The organism is Acinetobacter calcoaceticus DSM 30006 = CIP 81.8 (genome assembly GCF_000368965.1).
In the GTDB taxonomy this organism is placed as follows: Bacteria; Pseudomonadota; Gammaproteobacteria; order Pseudomonadales; family Moraxellaceae; genus Acinetobacter; species Acinetobacter calcoaceticus.
Genome location: NZ_KB849779.1, coordinates 406677 through 418457, shown reverse-complemented (window position 1 = coordinate 418457; position 11781 = coordinate 406677). Strand labels below are relative to the sequence as shown.

The following is an 11781-nucleotide window of genomic DNA, read 5'->3' as shown; positions in this document are numbered from 1 at the left end:
CAAGTTAACGGTGACAAGGAGGATTAATGAAGGTGCTGATTTGTGATGACGAACCACTTGCAGTGGAGCGATTATCACGTTTAGTTTCAAAGATGGGACATGAAGTTGTATCAACGGCTCATCATGGACAGGAAGCCTTGGAACAGGCGCGGCTTCATCAACCGGATGTAATCTTACTTGATATTCAAATGCCAGGTATGAATGGTCTTGTCTGTGCAGAACAGTTAAGTCAGCTGAGCCCTAGACCTGCGATTGTATTTTGTACAGCCTATGATCAACATGCATTGGAAGCGTTTAAATCTCAGGCTCAAGCTTATCTTCTTAAACCGATTGACCCTCAAGAACTTGAACAAGTTTTTAGTCAACTGACGCAGCTTACTCGAGCACAGCTCAATGCTTTGCCGCAACATGATTTTTTACATGATCTAAAAACACAGCGACATCAAATTGCCGCAAAAACCTATCGTGGGGTTGAGCTGATTCCTGTTGAGAATATTTATTATTTTTTAGCAGATCAGAAATATGTCACGGTGCGTCACCAAAATGGCAGTGTATTAATTGATGAAACATTAAAAGAGCTTGAAACCGAATTTGCAGATCAATTCATTCGTATTCATCGCAATGCGTTGGTTGCTGTTGCCTATTTAGATGGATTGGAGTTGGTCAGTTCGGGGCAATATCAGGTTCGATTACGTGGTTTAGATGAACGACTTTCGGTGAGCCGTCGACATTTATCTATGCTTAGAGACCGGATTCATCAGCTCTAAACTTAAAAAGAGTTATCTTGGACGTGCGAGATTTTACTTGCAATTTTAAGGGATCAAGTTAAGTTTAGGGTGTATTGTTTGACCAGCCCATGCTTGAATTTATGAAAACCTTGAAAATTGCTACACGACAAAGCCCACTTGCTCTTTGGCAGGCAGAATATATTCGTGCCCGATTACAGGAGCTTCACCCGGATTTAACGGTGGAGTTGGTCAAATTTGTCACGCAGGGCGATAAAATTTTAGATACGCCTTTAGCAAAAATTGGTGGGAAAGGGCTGTTTGTTAAAGAGTTAGAAGCAGCACTTTTAGATGGGCGTGCAGATTTAGCCGTACATTCAATGAAAGATGTCCCGATGGCTTTACCAGAAGGTTTAACCTTGGCAGTAATTTGTGAACGTGAAGATCCATTAGATGCTTTCGTTTCAAATCAATTTGAAAAATTTGCTGATCTACCTCAAGGTGCAAAAGTTGGTACATCAAGTTTACGTCGTAAATCTCAGATTTTAAAACAACGCCCTGATTTGCAAATTATTGATTTGCGTGGAAATGTTGGAACACGTTTAGCGAAGCTAGATGATGGTGAATACGATGCCATTATTTTGGCTAGTGCTGGTTTGAAACGTTTAGGGTTGTCAGAACGTATTCGTCATTGTTTAACACCAGATATTAGCTTACCTGCTGTGGGGCAAGGTGCATTGGGTTTGGAATGCCGGGCAGCTGACAGCGAAGTATTAGCTTTAATTCAACCGTTATTACACCAAGAAACAGATGTTTGTGTGCGTGCTGAGCGTGCCTTTAATGCTTATCTTGAAGGCGGCTGTCAGGTCCCAATTGCAGGTTATGCCACACTACACAATGGACAAATCCATATTGAAGGTCGTGTCGGAAGTGCTGATGGTCAAACATTATTACGTGCTGAACTGACAGATGAAGCCAGCAATGCTCAGCAATTGGGTGAAAACCTTGCTCGAAACTTACTTGATCAAGGTGCTGGTGAGCTATTAAAGGCTCTCTACTAAGCTATGTTGTTTATTAATACTCGACCTGATTCTCGGGCTGCAGAATTAACAGAAGTTTTGCAAAATGAAGGTTGTCAGGTTGAGTCTTTACCTCTTTTAGAACTCGTTGCTAAACCTTTTTTCGAACATTTACTTCAGCTTTACCAACAATTAGTTAAGGCACAAGCTATCGTTGTAGTGAGTCCAACCGCTGTTGATGTGGGGATGAAGTATTTACTGCAAAGCGGTTTAAAGCTCAGTGATTTAAAACATATTCAGTGGATTGCTGTTGGGCAGTCAACGGCCAATTGTCTAAATGGATATGGAATAGAAGCACATATTCCAGATGTTGAAACCTCTGAGGGAATGTTGAATCTCCCTATTCTCCATAATATGAAACAAGCTGGTAGCGTCGCTTTTTGGCGAGGAGAAGGTGGCCGTCAATTCATGATGGAGACTTTGCAGCAGCAAGGCATCCAGATTTTAAATTTCGTTTTATATCATCGGCAGTGCCCAGAAGCCTCATATTCCACATTCAAACATCTGACACAGAATTCAAATTATAATTTAAACAAATGGCTGGTCTTAATTACGAGTGAGGCGAGCTGGAAGTATTGGTTAGAGCTTTGTTCAAAAAATAATGTACAACTTGATTGTGTATATTTGGTTTTAGGACCACGTCTTTTTCAAATTGTTAAAGAATATCGCGATCAGCAACAGGCTCATTTTCACATTATTCAACTTGAAAATTTATCGCCTTCGGGGATGATTCATCACATTCAGGCATTATAAGGATTCGTATGAGAAAACTTGTTTCTATCATCATTTTACTGGGCGTGGCTTGGTTGGCTAAGCTCAGTTACGATATGTGGCAAATTTCTCGTACTGTTCCCGAGCTTAAGCAAAGTTTGCTTCAATCAGAACAGCACTATGCCAATCTAAATGATCAATTGGTTGCTTTACAACGACAATTACAGAATCAACCTGTAAATACAGGGAATAAACTGAGTCCGGCCGGCCATTTAGAAGTCCCGCCGATGGGTATTGCCCCTACAGTTTTAATTAAACAAAAGTTAGATTTAATTCAATTTGCAATTGATCAGCAACAATTGATTTACGCAGTTGATCAATTAAACCAGTTACAGCAATCTCTTCTACACTATGAAATTGCCCCTGCATTGCAACATAGCTTGAACCAATCGCTTGAGCAGGATAAACAGGCAGTTCAACAATTCACATTGGCCCAAAATCAACGCCATCAATTGATTGACGATTTATTACAGAGTATTGATAAAAATATTCAGCAAGCCTTAGTTCAGCCTAAACTTGAGATGGATCAATCCGAGTCTGTGTCTTGGTGGAAAAAATGGTTCCGTATAGAAAAAGTAGAAACGCCGTCTATTAATTTAATGAATCGAAGTGTAGTGCTCAAAGAAGTGCAATTAAGATTATTAATTGCTGAACAGGCACTAAATCAAGGGAAAATGACAGAGTACCAAAATGAGTTGCAATCGGTGATGCAAAAGCTAGATGAAATGCCTGATGCAACGAGTCAGCGGTTAAAAAAACGTATTGCTAAAGTGGCAAATTTATCGGTAGTGCCTGTTCCTAAATTATCTACACTTGGTCTAATTGGTTCATAAGGAGGAGATATGAAATACCTCCTGTCGGTTTATTTCGTAATTAGCTTAATACTCTTTGCAGCTTTAGCTTTATTTAGTTATGGCTATGGAATGGGGTATGTCTATATCTACTGGCGACAATTGCAGTTGCAAACAAATGTCTGGGGATTAACCCTTGCTTTTGTGGTAGTAAGTTTTATTGCACAACTCGTATGGCTTTGGATTAAACGTTATTCCTCTCGTGAGCAAAGAAAAAGTGAAAACATCTTCCAATTTAAAAACCTTCATCCCTATGAACAATTAGGTATTGTTTGGTTATTAGAGGCTGCCGAAGACCAACGTGTATTTATTGAACGTGTTTTTACTCAATCAGGGCTTTTAAAAAATATTATTGATGCCAAGTTTCTGGTTTTAAGTGGAGACTATCCAAAAGCATTGGCTGCTTTAGATCAATCACCACCCATGGCATTTGAATTGGCCGAGTTACAGCGAATCGAAATCTTCTTAGCTGAAAACGAAGCTGACCGTGCATTAACTCATCTTGAATTTTTATACCAGCATCAGTTGTCGCCTTGGCTTGTGGAAATAGAAACCGCCTACCAGCAAAGATTAACTGCTTTATGGGGGCAATTAGCGCTGCAACATCCATGGGTATATTTACGGTCAATGAAGTATGGATTATTAGATGCTGAACACCGTGATTTATGGTTGCAGCAGCTTCTTCAGCAATTTGCTCAAGCTTCTATTGATGACTTACAAGCATTGCAACAACGTTATCTGGATTTAGAGTCTGAGATCCAAACTCGACCTTATAGCAGTAAGTTGTTATGGCTCAAACTATTAGCACGTATACCTGATATGAGCATGCAGCATGCAGCCTTAACACTACACTTATTAAAAGAGCAGTTTGATCCAGAAGTGTTTTACCTATGGTTTCAGCAACAATTGCTTAAACAGGTTCCAGACTATGCTGATGTCGAAGAAAAAATTATTGAGCTTGAAAATCAATATATGAATTTGCCAGTTTTAACTTTTGCAAAATGGCATGTCTATATGGCAACCGGACGTCAAGCAGAGGCTGAAACATTATTAACATTATATCCAGATAATATTTTAATGAGCTATTTGCGTATTAAGTCTACCCTTAAAGAAGATGAAGTGTTAATCAATCAGTTAAACCTAATCTTTGAAAATGATGCGAATTTTTTAAAATTTAAAATATGAGGTAAAAATGAAAGAACTGTCTGTCTACCCGATAATATATGAACAGAAAGTAGCGTGGGGAGATATGGACGCTTTTGGTCATGTCAATAATGTACAATATTATCGATATATTGAAAGCTCACGTATTTTATATATGGAAGCGATAAATATATTAACCCCACAATTATATACCGTTGTCGCTTCAAGCCAATGCAAATACTTAAAGCCCGTTTTTTATCCCGATGTATTGAAAGTTGGTGTTCGCGTGGAAGAGCTCCGTAATAGTGCATTCCGTATGGCTTATATATTATGGAGCGAAACACAACAACAAATCGTAGCTACGGGTGAAGCTGTTATGGTATGCGTAGATAAATTAACAGAACGAAAATGTGAAATACCTCAGGAAATAAAACAAAAAATTATTGAGCTAGAAAAAACTGTTGGACATGACTTAATACATTTATCTTAAATAAATATTAATAAAATATATGTCATTTATAATTGATAATGTAATTAAAAGGTAATTTTTTTGATTATTCTGATGAACACGGCTTTCAAACTATTGCTTATTGAATGGATTATAAATAATATTGGTCTTGATTTTATGTTTTTAAATTTTGTCTGTATTATTTTGAATTGTCTGTAAGACTGGAGTGTTTATTAATGAAACCGGATATCAGTGAATTATCTGTTGAAGAGTTAAAACGTTTACAAGAAGAAGCTGAAGCTTTAATTGTAAGTAAAAAAGATCAAGCAATCGAAGATGCTTATAATCAAATTATCGAGATCGCTGAAAATGTAGGTTTTAGTGTTGAACAACTTCTTGAGTTTGGTGCTCAAAAACGTAAGAAAACAACACGTAAATCTGTTGAACCGCGTTACCGTAACAAAAACAATTCTGAAGAGACTTGGACTGGTCGTGGTAAACAACCACGCTGGTTAGTTGCTGAAATTGAAAAAGGCGCAAAACTTGAAGATTTCTTAATCTAATTGTATTGCTGATCTAAAAAGCCAGGCAAATTTGCCTGGCTTTTTTATGCATGAAAATATTTAAAATTTTGCTATAAATATTATTTAAAAATTTGAGTGTTTAAATTCATCTTTAAATAGATTGTTGAGATCAAATGTACGTTTAGTAAGTTGATTGGCCAGTTTTCATGATTTTGTCATACGTTCAACTTATAGTCTTAATACAGAAGCCAAGCCTGATTGCTTGGTTTTTTTATATGAAGTGAATTGGCGATGTTGAAAAAGTATGCATAATGTCAGACTAGGGAGCTACTCTCAAAATAAGGACGATAATTTGCATGTTGGTAAGGCTGAATGAAGAAAAAGTCTAAGCAGTGGAAGTGGTGGTTATTTGCCCTCATTGCATTTTTAATTTTTATTATTTTACAGATCCCAGCGACGTGGCTTATTTCTAAATTTTCAAAGAATAATCAAACTCTACACAATGTAAGTGGAAATATCTGGCAGGGCCAAGCAGATTGGCGGCGCGGTACTTTGAGAGGCTCGATTCATTGGAAAACTAGACCTCTTGACCTGTTTTTATTAAGGTTCGCGGCTGATGTGGATATCCATAGTGGAAATACCCAATTATCTGGGGTAATGGCCTATGGTGTTGGTAAAAAAGTACTTGTTAGAGCAATGAATGGTCAAATTGCGCCTGAAACATTAAAACAAATTGTGAACTGGCAATGGCCTGTGAACAGTATCCAGTTAAAAGATATTGATTTTAATTATAAAAAAGAGCAAGGTTTCGCTGCAGTTGATGGTCAATTGCATTGGGGTGGTGGTGCTTTAATTTATAATATTGGTGACCGTCAAGACCGGATGAATATGCCTTCTTTAAATGGGCAGTTAACGGATCAAAATGGCCAATTACAGATTGATATACGTGATCAACGCAGTCAAAAAATGGCAAATCTTCTATTAGATGCCAATATGATGCTTGATGTGCAGCTTACACAAAGATTATTACTGAATATTCCGTCTTATGATGGAAAAGCTGGTTTAGATACTTTTGTCATTAGTTCTCGTCAACCCTTAATACAAGGGAGTAACTAATAATGAAAGTATGGATTGAAAAATTACAGCAACTACAATGGCAAAAATTAGATCGCTTAAGTGTTATCGTATTTGCCTTTTTAATTTTATGGCTGTGTTGGAAATTAGCTTCATTATTTTGGTGGGTCATTGCACCTCCCCAAATGATGCAATTCGATCGGGTAGAGTTGGGATCACAGCAGCCGCAAATTCCTAACATTAGTACTTTTTCGATTTTTAATGAACCTTCAGCCAATGCAGCTCAGGAAAATGTCAACCTAGAATTGCAGGGTGTGATGGTGGGCTATCCGAACCGTTTTTCCTCAGCGGTGATTAAGCTTGATAATACTGCTGACCGATATCGGGTGGGGGAAACAATAGGCTCTACATCTTATCAGTTGGCAGAAGTTTATTGGGATCACGTTATATTGCGTCAAGGTAATGGCAGTACTCGTGAACTTCAGTTCAAAGGTTTGCCAAACGGTTTATATCAGCCCATGACGCCAGATGCCTCACAACCAACTGCTACAGCGTCTCAACCATCGGCACCTGTTAATACGACTCAAGAAGCGCTGGGACAGGCTATTCAGCAAATGCAAGGGAACCGTGAACAATATCTACGTGATATGGGTGTAAGCGGTAACTCAAGTGAAGGTTTTGAAGTTACAGAACGTACACCCACTGCACTTCGAAATAAGTTAGGTTTAAGGCCGGGTGACCGGATTGTTTCTTTAAATGGTCAAACGGTTGGGCAAGGACAAACGGATGTGCAGTTACTTGAACAAGCTCGTCGAGCTGGGCAAGTGAAAATAGAAATAAAACGTGGTGATCAAGTGATGACCATACAACAAAATTTTTAGTGATAACACGTCACCATAAGAGTTAGGAATTATCGCAAGTTATGGCTTTATTGAATCATCAACGTCCACTTTGGGCATTACTTGCAGCAGCCCCATTGATTGCGACAGTGAGCAGCAGCGTCTATGCCCAGACATGGAAGATCAATTTACGTGATGCTGACTTAACTGCATTTATTAATGAAGTTGCGGACATCACGGGGAAAAACTTTGCAGTAGATCCGCGAGTACGTGGCAATGTCACAGTAATATCGAATAAACCCCTCAATAAAGATGAAGTTTATGATCTGTTTCTTGGGGTCTTAAATGTAAATGGGGTGGTGGCAATTCCTTCTGGGAACACCATTAAACTGGTGCCGGATAGCAATGTTAAAAATTCGGGAATTCCTTACGATTCTAGAAATAGACTGCGTGGTGATCAAATCGTCACTCGAGTGATTTGGCTTGAAAATACCAATCCAAATGACTTAATTCCAGCACTTCGCCCTTTAATGCCTCAATTTGCACATATGGCTGCGATAGCAGGCACTAATGCGCTGATTGTTTCGGACCGGGCTGCGAATATCTACCAACTTGAAAATATCATTCGTAACCTTGATGGTACGGGGCAAAATGATATTGAAGCCATTAACTTGCAATCGAGTCAGGCAGAAGAAATCATTACTCAACTTGAGGCGATGAGTGCAACGGGAGCTTCGAAAGATTTTAGTGGTGCACGTATTCGTATTATTGCAGACAACCGAACGAATCGTATTTTGGTAAAGGGTGATCCTGAAACACGTAAGCGCATTCGCCACATGATTGAGATGCTGGATGTGCCTTCGGCAGACCGTTTAGGCGGCTTAAAAGTTTTCCGACTGAAATATGCAAGTGCAAAAAATTTATCAGAGATTTTACAAGGCCTTGTAACGGGGCAGGCTGTTTCTTCGTCAAATAGTAATAATGGTTCTTCTAACTCGTCGAATCCGATTAATAATTTAATGGGTAATAACCAGAATTCCAGCTCAAATACATCTGGTTCAAATGGTAGCTCAATTTCTACTCCATCTATTAACCTAAATGGTAATTCAAATAACAACAATCAGAACAGTATCTCTAGCTTTAGCCAAAATGGTGTGAGCATTATCGCGGATAATGCCCAAAACTCGTTAGTGGTTAAGGCTGATCCACAATTAATGCGTGAAATTGAATCTGCCATCCAGCAGCTTGATATTCGTCGTCAACAAGTTTTAATTGAAGCTGCCATTATTGAAGTTTCGGGTAAAGATGCCGATCAATTAGGGGTGCAATGGGCACTTGGTGATATTAATAGTGGTATCGGTTTAATTAATTTTACGAATGCAGGTTCAAGTCTAGCTTCACTGGCAGCTGGTTATTTAACAGGTGGTGCTTCTGGTTTGGGAAGTGCAATTGGAGCAGGTAGTTCAATAGCACTAGGGAAATATAAAGAGGGTGCAGATGGTTCTCGCCAACTTTATGGAGCTTTAATTCAAGCTCTAAAAGAGAATACAGCATCTAATTTATTGTCTACTCCTTCTATTGTAACGATGGACAATGAAGAAGCTTATATTGTTGTAGGTCAGAACGTTCCATTTGTAACAGGGTCGGTCACTACAAACAGTACAGGTATCAATCCATACACAACTGTTGAACGTAAAGATGTCGGGGTCACATTAAAAGTTATACCTCACATAGGTGAAAATGGCACAGTTCGACTTGAAATTGAACAAGAAGTTTCAAATGTTCAGGCGAGTAAGGGGCAGGCTGCCGATTTGATTACAAACAAACGTGCTATAAAAACAGCTGTATTGGCTGAGCATGGACAGACAGTAGTCTTGGGTGGTTTAGTGTCGGATGATGTTGAATTTAACCGTCAAGGTATTCCTGGGTTAAGCAGTATTCCATACCTAGGTAGGTTATTCCGCTCGGATACTCGAAGCAATGTAAAACGTAATCTTCTCGTCTTTATTCATCCAACGATTGTTGGTGATGCGAATGATGTGCGCCGTTTGTCTCAGCAGCGCTATAATCAACTTTACACCTTACAATTAGCGATGGATCAAAATGGCAATTTTGCCAAACTGCCTGAACAGGTTGATGATGTCTATAATCAAAAGATGACACCGCCAAGTATTGCAACTCAACCAAAAAGCTACAATCAAGTTCCATCAAGTAATATTCCTATGTCATCCACTGCTCCAAATTTGAGAAAATAGATGTTAATATTATATTTTAATCAAGTGAATTATTAATTATTGAAGGAGATGTAATTCATTAATACTTATAACTTTTATTAATCAATAGCTTTTTATGATTTTAAACCAAATTGAAAACTTTATAATAGGTATGAAAAAATGAAACAAAAATCTTATATTGCGGGAATAATTATGTTTTTACTCGCTAGCAGCTCTTATGCCGCACCCATTATTACAAGTGGATTTTTATCTCCAACTACCAGTGGTTGTTTTGCTGGAAATGTGGTCTATGTTCTTAACTTGGACAATATTCCATATAGGGTTGTTTATGAAATATCATATGTAAATGCAAAGAACCAGACAGTGAAATGGACTCAACAGATAGACATTGTTGGAAATGAGAAAGCCTTGTTGGGGTGTGGCTCAATCCAAGATTATCCCTACAGATTTAATGCAGGCTATAAAATAGTAAGTTATACGAAATTATAATTTAAGTATATTTGTAGTTTCATTGGTTGTGAGAAATTATTTAAGAAGCGAGCTGTTTAGGCAGCTTGTTTCTTATTTTAGATATGTTTAAAAGTTAGTGTTAGACATATAAGTTATTAATTTAAAATTATTTTTAGTATAAATAACAATTTATCCTTTTTATTGTTATATGTGGTTTCGTGATAATGTTGCTATCATTACATAAAATATGATGGTAGTGGGATAGGGTTATGACTTGGAAATTACAAGCAGTTACTGGCGAAATTACTGGCCAAGAAATTAGTATTGATCGTGATATGTTGGTAGGGCGCCATCAAGATGCTGATGTGTTGTTACAAGCTGCTGAAATTTCACGTCGCCACGCTGCATTGCTTTTAAAAGATCAATTGCTATGGGTACAAGACCTTAATTCATCGAATGGCACATTCATAAACGATATTCGTATTGAGCAAGAAAAACAGCTGCATGATGGTGATATTGTTCAATTTGCTAGCTTTAAATTTTCTGTATTAGCGCCTGTGCAGGAAATAGAGGATTTGCCTGAAATTGAAGCAGAACCTGTAAATACGGCTCCATCTCAAGATTTAAGCGATCAAGGTATGCCAAGCCTTACAGAGCGCGCTGCTGAAATAGAAGTCAGTCGCGATGGGATGCCACAGAATATCTCTATTCCAAAACCTGCACCGATCCCAGAAGGTGTAGATGTTAATGTACAAACACAACAGACACCTGTTGCTTTTGATGAGCCTGTTTCTCGTGTTGCTGAAGAAAAAGAGCAGCAGAAGAATGCTTCAGTTGGTTTAATCACTATTATTATTTTAGTAATCTTAGCTTTATTGGCATGGTTGTTCTTTAAATAATCCATTGGTGCTTTTACAATCAAGGCATGCTAAACGCATGCCTTTTTAATTTTGAGTATAAGAAGATGTCTGTTGCACAACTAAATAAGCGCGATTTAATTTTATTTGACCTAGATGGAACGTTAGTTGACTCTGCAGCTGATTTATATCGATCCATGAATTTAAGTTTAGACGCGCTAAGTTGGCCATTGGTAACTGAAGCACAAATACGAGAATGGGTGGGTAAAGGAGCTTCAAAACTTTGTGAAAGTGTTTTGCTTCATATATTTGGAAAATTAGACACCGAACAACATAAAGTTTTATTACAAAAATTTGTAGATGTATACGGTGCAGAGCTTTGTGTAAATACTCAAATTTATCCTGGAGTAACTGAGTTTTTAAAGCATTGTAAAACTTTGAATATACATATGGCATGTGTTACCAATAAGCCTGTGCAACTTGCCCAAGGATTGCTGGATGCATTGGAACTTTCTTCTTATTTTCAAGTTGTACTGGGTGGTGATAGCTTGCCAGAGAGAAAACCACATCCATTACCTTTGTTGCATTGTATGCAAAGTTTAAAGATATCTGCTTCGCACTCGCTAATGATTGGCGATTCAAGTAATGATATTGAGGCTGCACGCCGCGCGGGAATTGATTGTATTGTGGTTAGCTATGGCTATAATCATGGAGAAAATATCTATGATTGCCAACCTCAGCAAGTAGTTGATAGTTTGGCTGAGTTAATTATCTAATGAGTGAAAT

13 protein-coding genes are annotated in these 11781 nt (G+C 38.1%); all 13 read left to right on the top strand.

Annotation, left to right across the window (positions count from 1 at the left end):
- Positions 1-26: 26 nt before the first annotated feature.
- The 13 genes from F936_RS04365 (at position 27) to F936_RS04305 (ending at position 11771) form a co-directional block, all read left to right on the top strand.
- Positions 27-767, top strand: coding sequence for a LytR/AlgR family response regulator transcription factor (locus F936_RS04365; RefSeq protein WP_005045199.1), 741 nt, complete (start codon positions 27-29; stop codon positions 765-767).
- 101 nt (positions 768-868) lie between these two features.
- Positions 869-1786: a hydroxymethylbilane synthase gene (gene hemC / locus F936_RS04360; RefSeq protein ID WP_035359162.1), complete on the top strand. Its 918-nt coding sequence runs from the start codon at positions 869-871 to the stop codon at positions 1784-1786.
- A gap of 3 nt (positions 1787-1789) precedes the next feature.
- Positions 1790-2557, top strand: a complete 768-nt coding sequence (locus F936_RS04355; protein WP_005045195.1) for a uroporphyrinogen-III synthase — start codon at positions 1790-1792, stop codon at positions 2555-2557.
- A gap of 8 nt (positions 2558-2565) precedes the next feature.
- Entirely contained in the window at positions 2566-3408 is an 843-nt protein-coding gene (locus F936_RS04350; RefSeq protein WP_003654481.1) for a hypothetical protein, read from the top strand.
- A gap of 9 nt (positions 3409-3417) precedes the next feature.
- Positions 3418-4611 (top strand): hypothetical protein, encoded by a 1194-nt coding sequence (locus F936_RS04345; RefSeq protein ID WP_005045192.1) that lies wholly within the window; start codon positions 3418-3420, stop codon positions 4609-4611.
- A 7-nt stretch (positions 4612-4618) separates the two neighbouring features.
- Complete coding sequence (locus tag F936_RS04340) at positions 4619-5059, top strand: acyl-CoA thioesterase (protein ID WP_003654484.1); 441 nt, start codon at positions 4619-4621, stop codon at positions 5057-5059.
- A gap of 194 nt (positions 5060-5253) precedes the next feature.
- Entirely contained in the window at positions 5254-5580 is a 327-nt protein-coding gene (locus tag F936_RS04335; RefSeq protein ID WP_003654486.1) for an H-NS histone family protein, read from the top strand.
- Positions 5581-5913: 333 nt separating this feature from the next.
- Complete coding sequence (gspN, locus tag F936_RS04330) at positions 5914-6657, top strand: type II secretion system protein N (protein WP_005045189.1); 744 nt, start codon at positions 5914-5916, stop codon at positions 6655-6657.
- Positions 6658-6659: 2 nt separating this feature from the next.
- Positions 6660-7496, top strand: coding sequence for a type II secretion system protein N (locus tag F936_RS04325; protein ID WP_005045186.1), 837 nt, complete (start codon positions 6660-6662; stop codon positions 7494-7496).
- Positions 7497-7537: 41 nt separating this feature from the next.
- A complete protein-coding gene (gspD, locus tag F936_RS04320) occupies positions 7538-9709 on the top strand; it encodes a type II secretion system secretin GspD (RefSeq protein ID WP_005045184.1) in 2172 nt (723 codons plus the stop codon).
- A 138-nt stretch (positions 9710-9847) separates the two neighbouring features.
- Positions 9848-10177 carry a hypothetical protein gene (locus F936_RS04315; protein WP_005045182.1) on the top strand — a complete coding sequence of 110 codons (330 nt, stop codon included), beginning with the start codon at positions 9848-9850 and terminating at the stop codon, positions 10175-10177.
- 230 nt (positions 10178-10407) lie between these two features.
- Positions 10408-11037: an FHA domain-containing protein gene (locus F936_RS04310; protein ID WP_005045180.1), complete on the top strand. Its 630-nt coding sequence runs from the start codon at positions 10408-10410 to the stop codon at positions 11035-11037.
- A 65-nt stretch (positions 11038-11102) separates the two neighbouring features.
- Positions 11103-11771, top strand: a complete 669-nt coding sequence (locus tag F936_RS04305) for a phosphoglycolate phosphatase (protein ID WP_005045178.1) — start codon at positions 11103-11105, stop codon at positions 11769-11771.
- Positions 11772-11781 lie beyond the last annotated feature (10 nt).

Coding starts and splice junctions, on each gene's coding strand:
- F936_RS04365 (WP_005045199.1), top strand. CDS start 27: ATGAAGGTGCTGATTTGTGATGACGAACCACTTGCAGTGGAGCGATTA.
- hemC (WP_035359162.1), top strand. CDS start 869: ATGAAAACCTTGAAAATTGCTACACGACAAAGCCCACTTGCTCTTTGG.
- F936_RS04355 (WP_005045195.1), top strand. CDS start 1,790: ATGTTGTTTATTAATACTCGACCTGATTCTCGGGCTGCAGAATTAACA.
- F936_RS04350 (WP_003654481.1), top strand. CDS start 2,566: ATGAGAAAACTTGTTTCTATCATCATTTTACTGGGCGTGGCTTGGTTG.
- F936_RS04345 (WP_005045192.1), top strand. CDS start 3,418: ATGAAATACCTCCTGTCGGTTTATTTCGTAATTAGCTTAATACTCTTT.
- F936_RS04340 (WP_003654484.1), top strand. CDS start 4,619: ATGAAAGAACTGTCTGTCTACCCGATAATATATGAACAGAAAGTAGCG.
- F936_RS04335 (WP_003654486.1), top strand. CDS start 5,254: ATGAAACCGGATATCAGTGAATTATCTGTTGAAGAGTTAAAACGTTTA.
- gspN (WP_005045189.1), top strand. CDS start 5,914: ATGAAGAAAAAGTCTAAGCAGTGGAAGTGGTGGTTATTTGCCCTCATT.
- F936_RS04325 (WP_005045186.1), top strand. CDS start 6,660: ATGAAAGTATGGATTGAAAAATTACAGCAACTACAATGGCAAAAATTA.
- gspD (WP_005045184.1), top strand. CDS start 7,538: ATGGCTTTATTGAATCATCAACGTCCACTTTGGGCATTACTTGCAGCA.
- F936_RS04315 (WP_005045182.1), top strand. CDS start 9,848: ATGAAACAAAAATCTTATATTGCGGGAATAATTATGTTTTTACTCGCT.
- F936_RS04310 (WP_005045180.1), top strand. CDS start 10,408: ATGACTTGGAAATTACAAGCAGTTACTGGCGAAATTACTGGCCAAGAA.
- F936_RS04305 (WP_005045178.1), top strand. CDS start 11,103: ATGTCTGTTGCACAACTAAATAAGCGCGATTTAATTTTATTTGACCTA.